The following is an 18,992-nucleotide window of genomic DNA, read 5'->3' as shown; positions in this document are numbered from 1 at the left end:
CATCATCAGCGTGATCGACGGCATCGCCTTCCAGACCAACATCCTCGCCCTCAACGCCGCGGTGGAAGCCGCGCGCGCGGGTGAGCAAGGCCGGGGGTTTGCCGTCGTCGCCGGGGAAGTGCGCAGCTTGGCCGGACGCAGCGCCGAGGCGGCACGTGAGATCAAGGCGTTGATTTCCGCCAGCGTGCAGCGGGTCGAGCAGGGCGGTGCGCTGGTGGATCGCGCGGGCACGACCATGGACGAGGTGGTGGCCAGCATCCGCCGCGTGACCGACCTGATGGGCGAGATCAGCACCGCCAGCGCGGAGCAAAGCGCGGGGGTGTTGGAGGTCGGTGAAGCCATCAGCGGCATGGACCAGACCACGCAGCAGAACGCCGCCCTGGTGGAGCAGATGACCTCGGCCGCCGTCGACCTCAAGAACCAGGCACAGGGGCTGGTGCAGGCCGTCGCGGTCTTCAAGCTCGCGCAAGGCGGTTCGGCCGCGCCCACTCTGGGACGCGCCGAACCGACGGAACGACTCAGCTGGGCTTGATGTCGGCGGCCTTGACCACGGGTTTCCAGCGCGCGAATTCCGCCCGGATGTGCGCGCCGAATTTCTCGGGCGTGGTCGGCGCGGCGATGGCGCCCTCGGTCTGCAGGCGCGCCTTCAGCTCGGGCGAGTTCAGCGCTTGGTTCACATGGGTGTTGAGCTTGCGCACGATGTCCGCCGGCACGCCCGTGGGCACGACGATGCCATACCACTGGTCGGCCTCGAAGCCCGGGTAGCCGCTTTCCGCCACCGTGGGCACGTCCGGCAGTGCCTCCAGGCGCTGCTTGCTGGACACTGCGATCGCGCGCAACTGCCCCGACTTGAAGAAGGGAATCATCGCGGGCGCGCCCGTGAACACCACCTGGGTCTGACCCGCCACGAGATCCTGCACGGCGGGGGCCGTGCCCTTGTAAGGCACGTGAATCATGTCGGTCTTGGTCTGCAGCTTCAGGTATTCGGTCGTCAAGTGCGCCGCGCTGCCATTGCCGCCCGAGCCGTAGTTGATCTTGCCTGGGTTGGCTTGCGCGTAGGCGACCAGTTCCTTCAGCGTCTTGGCTGGGACCGAGGGGTGGACGGCCAGCACGTTCACCACGTTGGCCACCCAGGCCACGGGTGTGAAGTCCTTGATGGGGTCGTAAGGCAGCTTGGGATAGATGTGCGGGTTGACCGCCAGCGTGCCGATGTGGCCCATGAACAGGGTGTAACCATCCGCCGTCGCATGGGCGGCCTTGTCCGCGCCGAGCGAGCCGCCCGCGCCGCCGATGTTCTCGATCACCACGGATTGGCCCAGGGACTTCGTGAGCTCCTGTCCGATGGAACGTCCCAGGATGTCCGCGCTGCCGCCGGGCGTGAAGGGCACGATGAGCCGGATCGGCTTGTTGGGGTAGCTGGCCGCGCCTTGCGCTTGTGCGGCACTGCCGCCGGCCAGCGCCAAGGTGCCGAGCACGGTGAGGGTTGCTTCGCGGCGATTCGGTTGCTTCATGTCTTCTCTCTCTAGGATGTTGCTGGTGTGTTGTGGTTCGCGGCTGGGGCCGCGGGTGCGTGAGCCGCCGAAGTGTAGGGGCAGCGCGGCAGCCGGGCAAGCCGCCTGCGGAGGCAGGCGCTGGAAATACTGAACGAGCCGGAAGTGCCGTGCACCCGAAGCCGGACTCAGTGGGCTGACGGGTTCTGCGTGCCCTTGCGCGCGAGCAGCACCAGGGCCAGCGCGGCCGAGGCCAGCATCAGCAGCAGGCTGACGGCGTTCAGCACCGGCGTGGCGCCCTCGCGCATGCGGCCGTACATCAGCACCGTCAGCGGGGCGTCGGAGCCCACGAGCATCAAGGTGGTGTTGAAGTTCTCGAAGGACATCAGGAAGGCCATGGCTGCCGCGCCTGCCATGCTGGGCCACAGCCAGGGCAGGGTGATGGTGCGCAGCACGGTGAGGCGGCTCGCGCCCAGGTCCAACGCGGCTTCCTCCAGCGATCGGTCGAAGCGACGCAGGCGCGCGGCGATGGTCAGCGTGGCGATGGTTGCGATGTAGCAAAACTGCCCCAGGATCACCAGGGGCAGGCCGGGGCGCAGGAAGTCCAGTTCCAGCCCCCAGACCACGTCGGCGAAATTCGCCAGGCGGCTGGCGAAGGCCAGGATGGAAATGCCCAGGATCACGCCAGGGATCACCAGCGGCGCCATGCTCAGCAGCGCCAGCGCGCGCTTGCCCGGGAAGTCGAAGCGTTCCAGCAGGAAGGCATTGCAGGTGCCGACGACCACCGACAGCAGCGTGACCCACAGCGCCACCCAAGCGCTGATGCCGATGCTGCCCAGCAGCTCCTCGTCGTGCAGCAAGCCGGTGCGGCCATCGCCAGCGCCATCCGCCAGGAACCAGTCCAGCGTGAAGCCCCGCCACGGCGGCGTGGGGTAGTCGGCGTTGTTGAAGGCAAAGACCGCCACCACGGTCAGCGGCACGAAGAGAAACAAGAAGAACGCCACCACGAAGGCAGCCAGACCATGGCGCTGCAAGGCGGGGCGGGGCAGGCTGGGAATCATGGCGTCTTCAAGGGGTTTGCATCACGGCGCCCAGTCGCTGACGCGTCAGGCGCAGGCCCGCCCAAACCAGCAGGCTGGACAGCACCAGCAGCAGGAAACCGAAGGCCGCGCCCTGGTTCCAGTTGAAGCGGGTGATGAACTGGGTGTAGATCTGCTCGGTGAACCAGAGCGAGTTCTTGCCCCCCAGCAAGGTGGGCGTGAGGTAATTGCCCAGGCAGAGCATGAACACCACGATGCAGCCCGAGGTCATGCCCGGTGCCGCATGCGGAATCACGATGCGCCACAGGATGCTGGCGTTGCTGCCCCCCAGGTCGTAAGCGGCTTCGATCAGGCTGTTGTCCAGGCTTTCCAGGCTGTTGACCAGCGGAATCACCATGAACAGCAGCGAGGCGTAGACCAAGCCCACCAGGATGGTGGCGTCGTGGTAGAGCAGTTCAACCGGCTGCGCCGCCAAGCCCGTGGCTTGCAGCAGGGTGGACACCACGCCGGTTTCGCGCAGAAGCAGGAACCAACCCAGGGTGCGCACCATCTCGCTGACCCAGAAGGGCAGCAGACACAGCACCAGCAGCGCCAACTTGGCGCGGCCTTGCGCGACCTTGGCGATATGCCAAGCCACGGGAAAAGCCAGCAGCAACGTGAGCGCCGTGGCCAGCAGGGAGATGACCGCCGTGCGCACATAGGTGTGCCAATACAGCGGCTCGTCGATGAAGGTGCGGTAAGGGGCCAGGCTGAAGGCGTATTCGCCCGGCCCCACGCGGGTCTGCAAGGACAGCAGCAGCAAGTCGATGTGCGGCAGCACCACCAGCGCGCCCAGCCACAGCAATGCGGGCGTGAGCATCAGGGCCAGCATCCAGCGGCGGGGCGAGGTGGTGGGGTGCATGGGGCGTTCCACGCGCGGCTTCAGGCCGCGAAGCACCAGGCTTGCTCGGGCCGGTAGCTGAACAGCACGGCATCACCCGGACGCAAGTCGGACAGACGGCCGGTGAGTGGGAGCGCGATGTTCAGAGTTTGGCCGCTGCCGTCCTCGCGCACTTGCACCGTGGAGTTGCCGCCGTCGAACAGCACGCGCTGCACCCGGGCTGGCCAACGCAGACCGTCGGGTGTCTGCGTTAACTCATGGGCGCCGCGTCCGATCTCGATGGCCTCCGGGCGCACGAAGATCTGGGCCCCACGTCCAGGCACCAGGTTCTGCGCGCCACCCGCGCGGCGCGCTTGCAGGGCCATGCCACCGGCCGTGCGCAAGGTGACGAACGCACCCTCAATGCGTTCCACCCGACCCTCGACGCGGTTGTTGTGGCCCACGAATCCAGCGACAAAGGCGCTGGCGGGTTCGTAATAGAGCTGCTGGGGTCGGCCGACTTGCTCGAAACGGCCCTGGTTCATCACCGCCACCTGGTCCGACATGACCAGGGCCTCGGATTGGTCGTGCGTGATGTAGACGAAGGTGGTGCCGACCTCGGCCTGCAACTGCTTGAGTTCCACCTTCATGTGCTCGCGCAGCTTCATGTCCAGCGCGCCCAGCGGCTCGTCCAGCAAGAGCAGCGCGGGCTCCAGCACCAAGGCGCGGGCGATGGCCACGCGCTGCTTCTGCCCGCCGGAGAGCTGCTCGATGCGCTTGTCCTCGATGCCTGGCAGGCCCACGCGCTTGAGCATGTCACGCACCTTGTCGCGCGCCACGGCGCGCTTGACCCTGCGCGCGCCGCCAAGCTGGGTAAGGCCGTAGGCGATGTTCTCGCCCACGCTCATCATCGGGAACAGCGCCAAGTGCTGGAACACCATGTTGACCGGCCGCCGATTCGGCGGCACGCCCAGCATGGAGGCGCCCTTGATGCGGATGTCGCCCGTGTCAGGGGTGATGAAGCCCGCGACCATGCGCAGCAACGTCGTCTTGCCGCAGCCCGAGGGGCCGAGGATCGAGAAGAAGGAGCCGCGCCGGACCGTTAGGCTCAGGTCCTCGACTGCCGTGTAGGCGCCGTAACGCTTGCCGACGGACAGGAGTTGCAGATCGGATTCGCCGTCGTTCACCACGCGCGCATCTCTGAACAGACTTTCATGCGGAGATCGCGGTCGGGCAGGGGCTCACTGAGCCGCTTTCACGCGGTCCAGCACGCGGCCTTCGATGTCCTCGATGCCCGCGGGCACGGCCGGATACCACTTGATGTTCTTCAACGCAGCCTCGGGGAAGCTGTCCGCGAATTGCTTCTTCAGCGTGTCGTTCATCAGCTGGTCCGCGCCCTTGCTGGCCGTGAAGTTGCCCGCCGCGCTGGCGACCCGGGCCGCGATCTTAGGCCGCAGGTTGAAGTTGATCCAGGCGTAGGCGGCGGCGTCGTTGCGGCCCTTGGCCGGAATGGCGTAGGTGTCCACCCAGCCCAGGGCACCGGACTTGGGCGCGACGAACTTGATCTCGGGCTGGGTCTTGTTAAGACCCCAGCCGCCGGTGTCCCACATCATGGCCGTGGTCAGTTCACCCGAGCGCAGGCCGGCCAGCAGCTGGTCCTTGCCGTCCCAGTAGAACTTGACGTTCTTCTTGCAGTTGATCAAGGTCTGGCCCACCTCGTTCATCAGCGCCGCGTAGCCCTTGGCATCGTTGTAGAGCGCGAAGGGGTTCTTGCCACTGGCGAAGGCGAAGGCGATCAGCGTGGGGCGCTTCAGGCGCATGCTGACCTTGCCGGCGTTTTCAGGCGCGCAGAGGTCGGGGTAGTCCGTGGCCTTGGACAGCTTGGTGTTGACCACCAGCCCGTCCGTGCCCCAGATGTGCGGCAGGCCATAGACCTTGCCATCCACCGTGGTGTTGGCCTGGGTAGCCTCCAGCATGGAGGGGATGAAGAGCTCGCGCTTGATCTTGGAGAGGTCCAGCGGCTTGTAGATGCGGAACTCGGTCTGCGGTCCGGCGATGCGGTCCTGGCTGGGCTGGGCCAGGTCGAAGCCCGCGCCCCCGGTGGCGCGCAGCTTGGAAATCATCTCTTCGTTGTTGGAGAGGGTGATCTCGACCTTGATGCCGGTTTCCTTGGTGAACTGCTCCACCACGTCCTTGGGCGCGTAGTCGGCCCAGGTCAGCAGGCGCAGGGTCTTGTTCTGGGCTTGGGCCAGGCCGGTGGCGGTCAGGGCCACGGCGGCCAGGGTGATGCAGGTCAGGGTGCGCTTCATGGGAGGCTCGCTTTCTCGCAAACAATCAAGAATGGCTGGGCGTGACAAATGCCGCGTTCGGGGCCGCGTTTGGGGCCACAGGGCCCGTGGCGGGCAAAGCGGCGTGTCACGTTACCACAGCATTTTTGATGCCCGGTGACGCGTCACCCGGGCCCCGCGGCCCTGAGTTCCCTCGCGCTGCTCAGCCCAGGGCCTGCGCGAAAACGCGGCCCAGCGCGGCGATGCCCTGCTCGATCTGCGCGGGCGGCACGGTCACGAAGCTCAGGCGCAGGGTGTTGGCATGTCGGGGTTCTGGCGCCGCGAAGAAGGGCGCGCCGGGCACATAGGCGACGCCGGCCTCGACCGCGCGGTCGAGCAGGGCCGTCGCGTCCAGGGCCGCCGGCAATTCAACCCAGAAGAACATGCCCCCGACCGGTGCGTTCCAGCGGCAGCCGATGCCGTGCAGGTGGCGTAGCAGGGCGGCCTGCATGGCGTCGCGCTGGGCCTTGTAGCGCGCGCGGATGGTGGGCACGTGCTCGTTCAGGAAGCCGTTCTTGATGACCTCATGCACCACGCGCTGGTTGAAGCCGGGCGTGTGCAGGTCGGCCGCCTGCTTGGCTTGCAGCAGTTTGGGGTAGAGCGTCTTGGGCGCGACCACGTAACCCAGGCGCAAGCCCGGCGCCAGCACCTTCGAAAAGGAACCGAGGTAGATGGCGCCACCGTTCTCGCCAATGCCCAGCTGCGCGCTCAGCGGCGCGGGCGGCGGCGCGTCGAACCACAGATCGCCATAGGGGTTGTCCTCGACGATGGGCAGACCGATGGCGACGGCCTTTTCGGCAAGTTGCGCGCGGCGCTGAGCCGACGGGCAACGTCCGCTCGGGTTCTGGAAATTGGGCAGCAGGTACATGAAGCGCGCACCCCGCGCGGCCTCCAGCGCCTCGGGCAGCGGGCCTTCCTCATCGCCTTCAATCGCGGTGAAGTCGCATTCAAACGGCGCGAAGGCCTGCAGCGCGCCCAGGTAGGTGGGCGATTCGACGGCCACCCGGCTGCCCGGGTCCACCAGCACCTTGCCCACCAGATCCAGCCCTTGTTGCGAGCCGGTGGTGATCAGCACCTGCGCCGCGTCAACCGAGAGGCCCTGCGTGGCCAGCTCGGTGGCCACCCATTCGCGCAGCGGGCCATAGCCCTCGCTGGCCGCGTACTGCAGCGCCTCGCGAGGGTTGTCGCGCAGGACTCGGGCCGTGGCCTCGGCCATCGCCGCCACGGGGAAGGTTTCGGCGGCGGGCAGACCGCCGGCCAGCGAAATGATGCCGGGGCGTTCGGTGACCTTGAGGATTTCGCGGATGGTCGAGGGGTTCAGTCGGGCGGCGCGGCGGGCCAGGGTCCAGGGCATCAGGTTCTCCGGGGAGCGTTGGGAAAGTGGGAGCAGGTCAGGGGACTCAGAGTGTGGCCTCGACGGCACGGCGCAACGCGGGCGTGACTTCGGGCAACACACCGAACCAGTGCTGAAAGGCCGCTCGGGCCTGGTAGAGCAGCATGCCCAGGCCGTTGACCGTGACGTGCTGACCTCCGGGCCGTGTTCTGGCGGCCGCGAGCAGCGGGGTTTCCAGGGGGGTGTAGATGACATCACACACCAGCGCCGTGCGGGGCAGGGCGTCGAGCCGCAGCGTCAGCGCGTCTTGGCCTGTCATGCCCAGACTGGTGGTGTTCACCAATTGGCTGCAGCCCTCCAGCGCCGCATCGCGCTGGTCCCAGGGCAGGGCCAACCAGCGGGTGCCGCGGTAATGCGCGCCGAATTCGGCGGCCAGGGCCTGGGCCTTGTCCAGGCTGCGATTGCAGATGCGGATTTCGGGCGCGCCTTGTTCGCCCAGCACGGCCAGCACGGCGCGCGCCGCGCCACCGGCGCCCAGCACGGCCACCGGGCCCGCGTGCGGGCCGGTATCGGCGCGCCAGCCGGGCTGCGCCTCGCGCAGGCTTTGCACATAGCCTTCGGCGTCGGTGTTGAAGCCCAGCAGCTGGCCGTCCTTGACGACCAGGGTGTTGATGGCGCCGATGCGCGCGGCCAGCGGGTCGACGCGGTCCACCATGGAGAGCGCGGCCACCTTGTGCGGAATCGTCAGGTTGCAGCCCGCGAAGCCCAGGGCTTGCAGGCCGCGCAGCGCCTCGTGCAGGTGGCTGGGTTGCACTGGCAGCAGGACGTAGTCGCCCTTGAGGCCGTGCTCGCGGATCCAGTGGCCGTGGATGACCGGCGAGCGGGAGTGACGCACAGGCCAGCCCATGACGCCGGCGAGGGTGTAGGTGGATTCCATGTCAGGAAGCGGGGGAAGGGGAGGAGGATGCAGAAAGCGAAGAAGACGAAGAAGAGGAAGAAAGCGAAGAAGACGGTGCCGCGACGCTGGTCGTGGGGGGCGCCCCGGACGTGAAGACCTCCGCCGTGATCTGCTGGATTAGCTCGATCATGGCCTGTTGGGTCAGCGTGGTGGTGCGTCCCGCCGCGGTGGCGATCACTAGGCGGCTGAGCAGCGGGCTGGCGCGCTCGGGATCGCCGGCTCGGCCGTGCCCCAGGGCGATGACGCGGGCGCGGTAGGCCTCGGGCCGGGTCGCGCTGGTCAGGGCGTGGCGCGGCAGCACGGCATAGCCCAAACCGTCGGCCACCAGGTCCAGGATGGCGGCCACGCCATCGATTTCCAGTGCGACGTTGGGTTTGCAGCCGATGTTGCCCATCTCGGCCTCCACCAGCATGCGCAGCGCGTTGGGGCGGCTGGGGATCACCAGGGGCAGTGTGCTGACTTCCCGCAAGCTGATGGTCTCGCCCTGCAATTCGAGCTTGCCGGACTTGGCTTTCCTGGCAGGGTCCGCTGCGTTGGCGCTCTGAGGCGTGGGGCCGCCGGTGTTGGGGCCGATCAGCAGCAGCATGTCGTCCATCAGCGGCAGTGAATCGAACTCTGGGCTGGGGGTCGGGTTGTAGAGCAAGGCCAGGTCCAGACGCCCGGTCAGCAAGCCCTCCTGCATGGAAATGGTCAGCCCTTCGCTGATGGACAGCGCGGCGGCGGGCAGGCGTTTGCGGAAGGCGCGGGTCAGCGGCACGGTCAGCAGCCGCGCGATCGAGGGCGGCAGGCCCAAGGCCACCCGCCCGGCCAGCGCGCCATGCACCCGGCCCAGGTCTTCGCGCGCGCGGTCCACCTGGTGCAGGATGCCCCGCCCATGGTCCAGCAGCAGCTTGCCCGCCTCGGTCAGCGTGACGCCCCGCCCGTTGCGCAGCAGCAGGTTCTGGCGCAGTTCCACTTCCAGCTGACGCACTTGGCGGCTCAGGGCCGGCTGGGCGATGCCCAGCACGCCCGAGGCGCGCGTGAAGCTGCCCAGCTCGGCCACGCGCACGAAGTACTCAAGCTGCTTCAGGTCCATGCCGGGATGAAATTTTGCAGATAACGGACTGTCGATTATGCCGAACTGCGATACCTGCTAGTAAGTGCTTTGCCTAGCCCGAGGCAGAGGGCAAGGCGACAATCCGCAGCATCCCATTTGGGCATACTGATTCACCTTCGCCCACCTGAGCGCACCCTGAAGGTGCTGAAAGACCATGAGTACAGAGATCCTGGGCATTTCCTCGATGGCGACGCGCCTGCTGCTGGCCAAGTTGACTGCGGCCTATGAGCAGGCGTCGGGCACGCGCGTGCGCATCGAATCGGTGGGCGGCGTGGACGCCGCCAAGCGCGTCGCGGCGGGCGAGGCCTTCGACGTGGTCGTCCTGGCCAGCGACGCCATCGACAAGCTGATCGCTGCAGGCCATGCCCTGGCGGGCAGTCGCGTGGACTTGGTGCATTCCGGCGTGGCCGTGGCCGTGCAGGCGGGTGCGGCCCAGCCGGATGTGTCCAGCGAGGCCGCGCTGCGTTCGGCCGTGCTGGCCGCGAAAAGCATCAGCTACTCCACCGGCCCCAGCGGCGTGGCCCTGGCCAAGCTGTTCGAGCGCTGGGGCATTGCTGAAGAGATACAAAGCCGCATCGTCACCCCGCCGCCCGGCATCCCGGTGGGCAGCCTGGTGGCCAAGGGCGCTGACAACGGCGGCGTGGCGCTGGGCTTTCAGCAATTGAGCGAGCTGATCCACGTCGAGGGCATCCGCATCCTTGGCCCTCTGCCCGAGGCCATCCAGATCACCACCACGTTCAGCGGCGCGGTCTGCGCCACCAGCCGGCAGCCCGAGGCCGTGCGTGAACTGCTGCGCTACATGGCGGCACCCGCAGCGGCCGAGGCCAAGCGCCGCCAGGGCATGGACCCGGTATGAGACTCCCCGCCTTGCTCCCCCACTGCGTGGGGGTCGGCATGCCTCCTCACGGGGGCAGCGCCAGTGGCTTAGTCCTTGCCGGTTCCCCGGCGTTTTCCGGTTTGGCCTGAGCGCCCGACGATCATTTTTTGCAGCTTGCATCTTTGGAGACGAAAAGCATGAAACAGCCCCCCCTCATCATCGACTGCCACGGCCACTTCACCACCGCGCCCAAGGCGCTGGAAAACTGGCGCAACCAACAGATCGCCAGCATCAAGGACCCGTCCCAGACGCCCAAGGTCGCGGACCTGAAGATCAGCGACGACGAGCTGCGCGAGGCCATCGAGACCAACCAGTTGAAGCTGATGAAGGAACGCGGCAGCGACCTGACCATCTTCAGCCCGCGCGCCAGCTTCATGGCCCACCACATCGGCGACTTCCAGGTCAGCAGCACCTGGGCCGCCATCTGCAACGAGCTGGTTTATCGCGTCACGCAACTGTTCCCGCAGCACTTCATCGGCGCGGCCATGCTGCCGCAGTCGCCGGGCGTGGACCCGAAGACCTGCATTCCCGAGTTGGAAAAGTGCGTCAAGCAGTACGGTCAGGTCGGCATCAACCTCAACCCGGACCCCTCGGGCGGTCACTGGAACAGCCCGCCGCTGACCGACCGCCACTGGTACCCCATTTACGAAAAGATGGTGGAGTACGACATCCCGGCCATGATCCACGTCAGCACCAGCTGCAATGCTTGCTTCCACACCACGGGCGCGCATTACATCAACGCCGACACCACGGCCATCATGCAGCTGATCCAAGGCGACCTGTTCAAGGACTTCCCCACTCTGCGCTTCGTCATTCCGCATGGCGGCGGCGCCGCGCCCTACCATTGGGGCCGTTACCGTGGCCTGGCGCAGGAGATGAAGAAGCCCCTGCTGTCCGAGCACCTGTTGAAGAACATCTTCTTTGACACCTGCGTCTACCACCAGCCCGGCATCGACCTGTTGACCAAGGTGATTCCCGTCGACAACATCCTCTTCGCCAGCGAAATGATTGGTGCGGTGCGCGGCATCGACCCGGAGAGCGGCCACTACTACGACGACACCAAGCGCTATGTTCAAGCCACGCCCAACCTCAACGAGGAGCAGCGCTTCAAGGTCTACGAAGGCAACGCCCGCCGCGTGTTCCCGCGCCTGGACGCGGCGCTGAAGCAGCAGGGTCGTTGATCCAACAACGACGAACGAGATTCACAAGGAGCACACCATGAGCGTCAACGCACCGCTGGGCATCGTCAAGCGCAACATCACGCGCGCCGATGCCGCCGCCACCGACCGGCTGGCCCAATTTGGCGTGGCCACCGTCCACGAAGCGCAGGGCCGCATCGGCCTGATGCAGACGTACATGCGCCCCATCTATCCGGGCGCCAAGATTTCGGGCACTGCCGTGACCGTGCTGCTGCACCCCGGTGACAACTGGATGCTGCACGTCGTGGCCGAGCAGATCAAGCCGGGCGACATCGTGGTCGCGGCCCTGTCCTCGCCCAACACCGACGGTTTCTTCGGTGACCTGCTGGCGACCAGCTTCAAGGCGCGCGGCGCGCGCGGCCTGATCATCGACGGCGGCTGCCGCGACATCGCGGAGCTCAAGTCCATGGACTTCCCGGTCTGGAGCCGCGCCATCAGCGCCAAGGGCACCATCAAGGCCACCCTGGGTTCGGTCAACATCCCGGTGGTCTGCGCGGGCATGATCGTCAACCCCGGCGACGCCATCGTGGCCGATGACGACGGCGTGGTCGTCGTCAACGCCGCCGACGTGCCCAAGGTGGCGGATGCCGCCGCCGCACGCGAGTCCTTCGAAGGCGAGAAGCGCGCCAAGCTGGCCTCCGGCGTGCTGGGCCTGGACATGTACAAGTTCCGCGAGCCCTTGGAAAAGCTGGGCCTCAAGTACATCGACTGAGGCACAGGCCGCCACCGCGCCGTCCACCGCATGCCAGGTCCTCACCCCGTCATGACCCTCGCCCCGCACGTGTCCCATGTCTCCCCATCGCGGGGCAGGTGGGCGCGCGCTCTGCCACGCGGACTGGTCCTGGCGGGGACGCTGCTGCTGACGGCCTGCGCGCTGCCGCCCTCGCTGGTGTCACCTCCACAGCCCCCGGAGCAGTTGGCCGCCGCCGCGCCCGCGGCCCGCGCCGTGCTGGCCCCGATGGGCGTGCTGCGCGTGGGCGTGTACGCGGGCAGCCCGCTGTCCTTGCTGGAGCATCCGGGTGACCCCTCACGCAACGCCGGTCTCGCGCATGACCTGGGCCGCGTGATGGCGGGCTGGCTGGACGTGCCTTTTGAACTGGTGCGCTTCGACCGCCTGCCCGACCTGATGCTCGCCATGGGCCAGGGCGAGGTGGACTTCACCGTCACCTGGACCAGCGAGACCTACGGCCGCGATGTGAACTACAGCTTGCCCTTGCTCGATCTGGAGCAGGGCTACCTCGCCGGCCCGGACACGGACTTGCGCGCGGCGGCCGATCTCAATGCCCTGGCCGCGCGCCAAGGCGGGGTCAAGCTGGGCATGTTGAACGGTTCGGGTGCGCAGGCACCGTTGGCGCGCCGTCATCCTCAAATCGAAATCGTCTCGCTGGGCAGCTACACCGAGGCCTCGGCCCGGCTCGCGGCGCGGCAGATCAACGCCTTCGCGGCGAGCAAGAGCGTGCTCTACCCCATGGCCGAGCGCTTGGGCGACGGCGCGCGGGTGCTCGATGGCCGCTGGGGGCTGGAGACGGTGGCCATCGCCATCCCCAAAGGGCGGCAGGCGGGCATGTCCTACCTGAGCCGTTTCGTGCTCAGCGTGCGGCGCGAAGGTTATTTGCAAGCGGCCGTGAAGCGCGCCGATTTGCGCGGCGCCATCGAGCCCGCCATCCGCTGAGCCCAGCGGCCGGCGGCACTCCATCCATCACACACACGACAAGGAAGAACAAGACCATGAGCGGAAAACCGACCACAGGACCTTTCGAGAAAACCAAGGGCTGGCTCGACTGGTACAACGGCCCGAGCAAGCCCGGCTTCAAGCTGCCCCCGGGCGCGGTGGACGCGCATTGCCACGTCTTCGGCCCCGGCGCGCAGTTTCCCTACGCGCCCGAGCGCAAGTACACGCCCTGCGACGCGGGCAAGGATCAGCTCTTCGCCCTGCGTGATCATCTGGGCTTCGCGCGCAATGTGATCGTGCAGGCCACTTGCCACGGCGCCGACAACAGCGCCCTGGTGGACGCCTGCCTGGCCTCGAATGGCAAGGCGCGCGGCGTGGCCACGGTGCGCCGCAGCGTGAGCGACGAGGAGCTGCAGCGCCTGCACGCCGCGGGCGTGCGCGGCGTGCGCTTCAACTTCGTCAAGCGCCTGGTGGACTTCACGCCCAAGGACGAGCTGATGGAGATCGCCGGGCGCATCGCCAAGCTCGGATGGCACGTGGTGATCTATTTCGAGGCGGTGGACCTGCCCGAGCTGTGGGACTTCTTCACCGCCTTGCCGACTACGGTGGTGGTGGACCACATGGGCCGCCCCGACGTGAGCAAGCCCGTGGACGGTCCCGAGTTCGCGCTCTTCCTGAAATTCATGCGCGAGCACAAGAACGTGTGGAGCAAAGTGAGCTGCCCCGAGCGACTGAGCGTCACCGGCCCCCGTGCGCTCCAAGGTGAACCCGGTCTGGAGAGTGGCGCCTACAAGGATGTGGTGCCCTTCGCCCGCCGCATCGTCGAGGAATTCCCTGATCGCGTGCTCTGGGGCACCGACTGGCCACACCCCAACCTCAAGGACCACATGCCCGATGACGGCCTGCTGGTCGACTTCATTCCCCAGATCGCGCGCACCGCGGAACTGCAGCGCAAGCTGCTGGTGGAGAACCCCATGCGCCTGTACTGGGCGGATTGAGGCACATCAACACACACGCCCGACCGCGGACCTATGCTCGGGCGACACAGGAGAATCACCATGCCACTCGATAAACCCTATCTGGACGTGCCGGGCACGACCATCTTCGACGCTGACCAGTCACGCAAGGGTTACTGGCTCAACCAGTTCTGCATGTCGCTGATGAAGGCCGAGAACCGCGCGCGCTTCCTCGCCGACCAGCGCAAGTACGTCGATGAATGGCCGATGACGGAAGAGCAGAAACAGGCCGTGCTCGCGGCCGATCTGAACCGCGCCATCGCGCTGGGCGGCAACATCTACTTCCTCGCCAAGCTCGGCGCCACGCACGGCAAGAGCTTCCAGCAGATGGCGGGCAGCATGACCGGCATGACCGAGGAGGAGTACCGCGACATGATGATCAAGGGCGGCCGCTCCATCGAGGGCAACCGCTACGTGGGCGAGAACGGCAGCGCGCAACCCCAAAACCAGCCGCAAGGGCATGGCACCGGGCGGCTGCTTTAAGCCGCCCGCTCCAGTTTTCACAAGTTGCTCTGCCCCCGGCACAGGAGACACCCACATGGCAAAGATCACCGCTTCCGTCTACACCTCGCATGTGCCCGCCATCGGCGCGGCGATGGACCTGGGCAAGACCCAGGAACCCTACTGGCAGCCGCTGTTCGCCGGCTACGACTATTCCAAGCAATGGATGAAGGACAACACGCCTGACGTCGTGTTCCTGGTCTACAACGACCACGCCACCGCCTTCAGCCTGGAGATGATCCCGACCTTCGCGATTGGCACCGCCGCGCAGTACCAGCCCGCCGACGAGGGCTGGGGCGCGCGCCCCGTGCCCGTGGTGCAGGGCCATCCGGAACTGGCATCGCACATCGCGCAGTCCGTGATCCAGCAGGACTTTGACCTCACCATCGTCAACAAGATGGACGTGGACCACGGCCTGACCGTGCCCCTGTCCCTGATGTGCGGTGAAAAGAACCCCAAGACCGACAAGTGGCCGTTCAAGGTCATTCCCTTCGCGGTCAACGTGGTGCAGTACCCCGTGCCCTCGGGCCGCCGTTGCTTCCAGCTCGGCCAGGCCATCCGCAAGGCGGTGGAGTCTTTCGACGAGAACCTCAATGTGCAGATCTGGGGCACGGGCGGCATGACCCACCAGTTGCAGGGCCCGCGCGCGGGGCTGATCAACAAGGACTGGGACAACGCCTGGCTGGACAAGCTGATCGACGACCCGGCCGCGACCGCCCAGGTGCCGCACATCGAGTACGTGCGCGAGGCTGGCAGCGAAGGCATCGAGCTGGTGATGTGGCTGATCGCGCGCGGCGCGATGGCCGACGTGCACGGCGGCCCCAAGCCCAAGGTCAAGCACCGCTTCTACCACGTGCCTGCCTCCAACACGGCGGTCGGGCACATGATTCTTGAAAACAGCTAAAGGACCCATTCATGACCATCAAAGTTGCTCTGGCCGGTGCCGGCGCTTTCGGCATCAAGCACCTGGACGGCATCAAGAACATCCCCGACGTGGAAGTCGTGTCCTTGATCAGCCGTGACCTGGACAAGACCAAGGAAGTGGCCGACAAGTACGGCATCAAACACGTCACTACCGACCTGGCCGACAGCCTGAAGCTCAAGGAACTGGACGCCGTCATCCTCTGCACGCCCACGCAGATGCATGCGGCCCAGACCAAGGCCTGCCTCGAAGCCGGCAAGCACGTGCAGGTGGAAATTCCCCTGTGCGACGTGCTCAAGGAAGGCGAGGAAGTCGTCGCCCTGCAAAAGAAAAAGGGCTTGGTGGCCATGTGCGGTCACACGCGCCGCTTCAACCCCAGCCACCAGTACGTGCACAAGAAGATCAAGGCGGGTGAGTTCAACATCCAGCAGATGGACGTGCAGACCTACTTCTTCCGCCGCACGAACATGAACGCGCTGGGCCAGCCGCGCAGCTGGACCGACCACCTGCTGTGGCACCACGCCGCGCACACGGTTGACCTGTTCGCCTACCAGGCCGGCAGCCCCATCGTGAAGGCCAATGCGCTCCAAGGTCCCATTCACCCGTCGCTGGGCATCGCCATGGACATGAGCATCCAGCTCAAGGCCGCCAATGGCGCGATCTGCACCTTGAGCCTGTCCTTCAACAACGATGGCCCCCTGGGCACCTTCTTCCGCTACATCGGTGACAGCGCGACCTACATCGCGCGCTACGACGACCTGTTCAATGGCAAGGACGAGAAGATCGACGTCAGCAAGGTGGACGTTTCGATGAACGGCATCGAGCTGCAGGATCGGGAGTTCTTCGCCGCCATCCGCGAAGGCCGCGAGCCCAATTCCAGCCTGGCCCAGGTGCTGCCCTGCTACCAGGTGCTGCACCAGCTGGAGCAGCAGCTCCAGGCTTGAGGCTGAGCCGGCGGCTCGCGCCGCCGGTCCATCAGTTCACTCAGGCCAGCGCCGGATAGTCCGTGTAGCCCTTCGCACCCGGCGTGTAGAAGGTGTTGGCGTCCGCCGCGTTGAGCGCCGCGCCGCGCTGGTAGCGCGCCACCAAGTCCGGGTTTGAGATGAAGGGGCGGCCATAGCCGATCAGGTCGCCCACGCCGTCGTTGAGCGCCTGCTCGCCGCTGGTCGCGTCAAAGCCCCCAGCGATGATGAAGGTGCCGTCGAAGGCGGCGCGCAGCTTGGCCTTGAAGTCCGCCGGCACCTGGGGCGTGCCCATGGCCGAGTGGTCCAGCACGTGCAGGTAGGCCAGCTTGAGTGCCGACAGTTCCTTCACCAGCGCGAGGTACTGGGCGTCCTGCTCCGGGTAGTGGCCGGTGCCATTGAACACACCGTAAGGCGACAGGCGGATGCCGACCTTGTCCGCGCCAATCGCGGCCACGCAGGCGCGGGCGATGTCCAGCGCGAAGCGGTTGCGCTTCTCGGCGCTGCCGCCATAGGCGTCGTTGCGCTGGTTGACGTTGGCGTTGAGGAACTGCTCGATCAGGTAACCGTTGGCGCCGTGCAGTTCGATGCCATCGAAGCCAGCCTCGACCGCGAGCTTGGCGGCGTTGACGTATTCAGCGATGGCGTGCTCGATGTCGGCTTGCGTCATGGCACGGGGCGCGGTGTGCGGCTGCATGCCCTTGGCGTCGGTGTAGATCTCGCCCGGCAGCAGCGCGTCGGTCGGGCCGAGCACTTCGGCCCCGGCCGGCAAGTTCACCGCGGCGCCGACACGGCCGGTGTGCATCAGCTGCACGAAGATCTTGCCGCCCTTGGCGTGCACCGCGCTGGTGACTTGCTTCCAGCCCGCCACCTGCGCGGCGTTGTAGAGGCCGGGAATGCGCGTGTAGCCCAGGCCATTGGGCGAGGGCGAGGTGCCTTCGGTGATGATCAGCCCGGCGCTGGCGCGCTGGCCGTAGTACTCGGCCATCAGGGCGTTGGGCGTGTTGCCCTCGGCGCGGCTGCGGGTCATCGGCGACATGACCAGATGGTTCTTGAGCTTGAGGGCTCGGCCGGAGTAGGAGTCAAACAGCATGGGGGTCTTTCTTGAGCTTCTCGGTGAGAGATGGGTTCCGGAGGGCGGTGTGCCCAGCCGCAAACCCCTTGTAGCTGAGGGCACCGTCCGTGCTTTCAAGCCTCATGGCGCTTCATCGTGTTGCTTGGGCGGGCCGTGCACCGACCAGGTACCCAGCAAGTGCCCGCAAGTTGCGCAAACCCTGCGCGCCTGCTCAGACCTCGGCCCGGTGGCCGAGGATGCGCGGCAGATTGCCCTCCACCCAGTCGGTCAGGTCCCGCACATGCTGGCCGATCTCGTAGCCCATGGGTGTGAGGCTGTAGTCCACGCGCGGCGGCATCACCGGGTGGGCGTGGCGGGTCACGAAACCGTCCGATTCCAAGTCTTGCAGGGCCTGGGCCAGCATGCGTTCGCTGACGCCGCCAATGCGGCGGCGCAGTTCGCTGAAGCGCAGCGTGCCGTCGAGCAAGGCCACCAGCACCAGGCTGCCCCAGCGGCCCGTCACATGGTTGAGGATTTGGCGCGAGGGGCAGGCGGCGGCGAATACCTCTCCGCGCGGGATCTTGCCGCCCAGCATGGGCGGGGTGGTCATCGGGGGGGGCGTGGCGATGTCGTCGCTCATCGGTCTTTCCTTTCGGGGCGGTTCGGCGTGGGGCCAGCCGCTGGGGTCGTGGCCTGGCACTTACTTTTTTGTGCGTACTTACTAAAAGTTCGCGTGAGGCCTATTATCCAGGCCTTCCCCCAACCCCACAAGGAGTTTGAACATGATCGCCATCACCGGTGCCTCCGGCCAGCTGGGCCGCCTCGTCGTCGAAGGCCTGCTCGCCAGCCAGCCCGCCTCGTCCATCGTCGCCCTCGTGCGTGACCCGGCCAAGGTCGCCGCCTGGGCCGCGCGCGGCGTGCAGGTGCGCCAAGCCGACTACACCCAGCCCGCCGCCCTGGCGCAGGCCCTGAAGGGCGTGGACAAGCTGCTGTTGATTTCCTCCAGTGAAGTCGGCCAGCGCGTGCCCCAGCACCGCAACGTCATCGACGCTGCCCGCCAGGCTGGCGTGAAGCTGGTGGCCTACACCAGCATCTTGCGCGCCGACAGTTCGCCGCTGGGCCTGGCGCGCGAGCACCGCGAGACCGAAGCGCTGCTGCGTGCCTCTGGCCTGCCGCACGTGCTGCTGCGCAATGGCTGGTACACCGAGAACTACACCGCCAGCGTCCAGGCCGCCGTGCAGCACGGCGCGGTGCTGGGCAGCGCGGGTGCGGGCCGCTTCTCCCTGGCGTCGCGTGCCGATTACGCCGCCGCCGCCGTGGCCGTGCTGACGCAGGAAGGCCAGGCGGGCAAGGTGTACGAATTGGCCGGTGACCAGGCCCTCACCTTGGCCGACTACGCCGCGGAAATCGCCCGCGTGTCCGGCAAGCCGGTGGTCTACAAGGACCTGCCCGAAGCCGAGTACGCCAAGGTGCTTGAGCAGATTGGCTTGCCCGCTCCCGTTGCCGCCATGCTGGCCGAGTCTGACGTGGGTGCGTCCAAGGGGGGCTTGTTCGAGGACGGCCGTGCGCTCAGCCGCCTCATTGGCCGCCCGACCACGCCCGTGGCCAACAGCCTGAAGGCTGCGTTGCAGGCTTGACGGGGCAGGGCGGGCCGCCTTTGCGGGAGGGGCTCGCCATCTATGGCCT

General features: G+C 66.9%; 20 protein-coding genes. 10 read left to right on the top strand and 10 right to left on the bottom strand.

Annotated elements, in window-relative coordinates; all coding sequences use genetic code 11:
* A partial coding sequence (locus HGR_RS12305; protein WP_006298595.1) for a methyl-accepting chemotaxis protein occupies positions 1-532 on the top strand: 532 nt, incomplete at its 5' end.
* On the opposite strand, the gene HGR_RS12300 is transcribed toward HGR_RS12305, so the two are convergent.
* From HGR_RS12300 to HGR_RS12265, 8 genes are all read right to left on the bottom strand, one after another.
* Positions 519-1,511, bottom strand: a complete 993-nt coding sequence (locus HGR_RS12300; RefSeq protein ID WP_006298594.1) for a Bug family tripartite tricarboxylate transporter substrate binding protein — start codon at positions 1,509-1,511, stop codon at positions 519-521. The two genes, HGR_RS12305 and HGR_RS12300, sit on opposite strands and share 14 nt — an antisense overlap.
* A gap of 167 nt (positions 1,512-1,678) precedes the next feature.
* Positions 1,679-2,551, bottom strand: a complete 873-nt coding sequence (locus tag HGR_RS12295) for an ABC transporter permease (protein WP_006298593.1) — start codon at positions 2,549-2,551, stop codon at positions 1,679-1,681.
* 7 nt (positions 2,552-2,558) lie between these two features.
* Positions 2,559-3,431, bottom strand: a complete 873-nt coding sequence (locus HGR_RS12290; protein ID WP_039853430.1) for an ABC transporter permease — start codon at positions 3,429-3,431, stop codon at positions 2,559-2,561.
* A 20-nt stretch (positions 3,432-3,451) separates the two neighbouring features.
* Positions 3,452-4,576, bottom strand: a complete 1,125-nt coding sequence (locus tag HGR_RS12285) for an ABC transporter ATP-binding protein (RefSeq protein WP_138922515.1) — start codon at positions 4,574-4,576, stop codon at positions 3,452-3,454.
* 54 nt (positions 4,577-4,630) lie between these two features.
* Entirely contained in the window at positions 4,631-5,698 is a 1,068-nt protein-coding gene (locus HGR_RS12280; protein ID WP_006298590.1) for an extracellular solute-binding protein, read from the bottom strand.
* 181 nt (positions 5,699-5,879) lie between these two features.
* Positions 5,880-7,070 carry an aminotransferase-like domain-containing protein gene (locus HGR_RS12275; protein WP_006298589.1) on the bottom strand — a complete coding sequence of 397 codons (1,191 nt, stop codon included), beginning with the start codon at positions 7,068-7,070 and terminating at the stop codon, positions 5,880-5,882.
* Between the two features lie 46 nt (positions 7,071-7,116).
* Entirely contained in the window at positions 7,117-7,986 is an 870-nt protein-coding gene (locus HGR_RS12270) for a shikimate dehydrogenase (RefSeq protein ID WP_006298588.1), read from the bottom strand.
* A gap of 1 nt (position 7,987) precedes the next feature.
* A complete protein-coding gene (locus HGR_RS12265) occupies positions 7,988-9,082 on the bottom strand; it encodes a LysR substrate-binding domain-containing protein (protein ID WP_006298587.1) in 1,095 nt (364 codons plus the stop codon).
* A gap of 175 nt (positions 9,083-9,257) precedes the next feature.
* Between HGR_RS12265 and HGR_RS12260 the strand changes: the two genes are divergently transcribed.
* From HGR_RS12260 to HGR_RS12225, 8 genes are all read left to right on the top strand, one after another.
* Positions 9,258-9,959 carry a substrate-binding domain-containing protein gene (locus HGR_RS12260; RefSeq protein WP_006298586.1) on the top strand — a complete coding sequence of 234 codons (702 nt, stop codon included), beginning with the start codon at positions 9,258-9,260 and terminating at the stop codon, positions 9,957-9,959.
* A 158-nt stretch (positions 9,960-10,117) separates the two neighbouring features.
* Positions 10,118-11,161, top strand: a complete 1,044-nt coding sequence (locus HGR_RS12255) for an amidohydrolase family protein (RefSeq protein WP_006298585.1) — start codon at positions 10,118-10,120, stop codon at positions 11,159-11,161.
* Positions 11,162-11,198: 37 nt separating this feature from the next.
* Entirely contained in the window at positions 11,199-11,891 is a 693-nt protein-coding gene (gene ligK, locus HGR_RS12250; protein WP_006298584.1) for a 4-carboxy-4-hydroxy-2-oxoadipate aldolase/oxaloacetate decarboxylase, read from the top strand.
* A gap of 51 nt (positions 11,892-11,942) precedes the next feature.
* A complete protein-coding gene (locus HGR_RS12245; protein WP_006298583.1) occupies positions 11,943-12,851 on the top strand; it encodes a type 2 periplasmic-binding domain-containing protein in 909 nt (302 codons plus the stop codon).
* A gap of 56 nt (positions 12,852-12,907) precedes the next feature.
* Entirely contained in the window at positions 12,908-13,849 is a 942-nt protein-coding gene (locus tag HGR_RS12240) for an amidohydrolase family protein (protein ID WP_006298582.1), read from the top strand.
* 60 nt (positions 13,850-13,909) lie between these two features.
* Positions 13,910-14,350, top strand: coding sequence for a protocatechuate 4,5-dioxygenase subunit alpha (gene ligA, locus HGR_RS12235; RefSeq protein ID WP_006298581.1), 441 nt, complete (start codon positions 13,910-13,912; stop codon positions 14,348-14,350).
* A gap of 55 nt (positions 14,351-14,405) precedes the next feature.
* Positions 14,406-15,272, top strand: a complete 867-nt coding sequence (locus HGR_RS12230) for a class III extradiol dioxygenase subunit beta (RefSeq protein WP_006298580.1) — start codon at positions 14,406-14,408, stop codon at positions 15,270-15,272.
* Positions 15,273-15,283: 11 nt separating this feature from the next.
* Positions 15,284-16,234, top strand: a complete 951-nt coding sequence (locus HGR_RS12225; protein ID WP_006298579.1) for a Gfo/Idh/MocA family oxidoreductase — start codon at positions 15,284-15,286, stop codon at positions 16,232-16,234.
* 40 nt (positions 16,235-16,274) lie between these two features.
* Here HGR_RS12225 and HGR_RS12220 read toward each other — a convergent pair whose 3' ends face one another.
* Together HGR_RS12220 and HGR_RS12215 are read right to left on the bottom strand one after the other, a co-directional pair.
* Complete coding sequence (locus HGR_RS12220) at positions 16,275-17,345, bottom strand: alkene reductase (protein WP_006298578.1); 1,071 nt, start codon at positions 17,343-17,345, stop codon at positions 16,275-16,277.
* A 193-nt stretch (positions 17,346-17,538) separates the two neighbouring features.
* Positions 17,539-17,946, bottom strand: a complete 408-nt coding sequence (locus HGR_RS12215) for a winged helix-turn-helix transcriptional regulator (RefSeq protein ID WP_006298577.1) — start codon at positions 17,944-17,946, stop codon at positions 17,539-17,541.
* Between the two features lie 142 nt (positions 17,947-18,088).
* Between HGR_RS12215 and HGR_RS12210 the strand changes: the two genes are divergently transcribed.
* Complete coding sequence (locus HGR_RS12210; RefSeq protein ID WP_006298576.1) at positions 18,089-18,943, top strand: SDR family oxidoreductase; 855 nt, start codon at positions 18,089-18,091, stop codon at positions 18,941-18,943.
* Positions 18,944-18,992: the final 49 nt, after the last annotated feature.

Source organism: Hylemonella gracilis ATCC 19624 (assembly GCF_000211835.1).
GTDB lineage: Bacteria > Pseudomonadota > Gammaproteobacteria > Burkholderiales > Burkholderiaceae_C > Hylemonella > Hylemonella gracilis.
The sequence above is the reverse complement of the archived record's forward strand: the minus strand, read 5'-3'. Positions and strand labels throughout refer to the sequence as shown.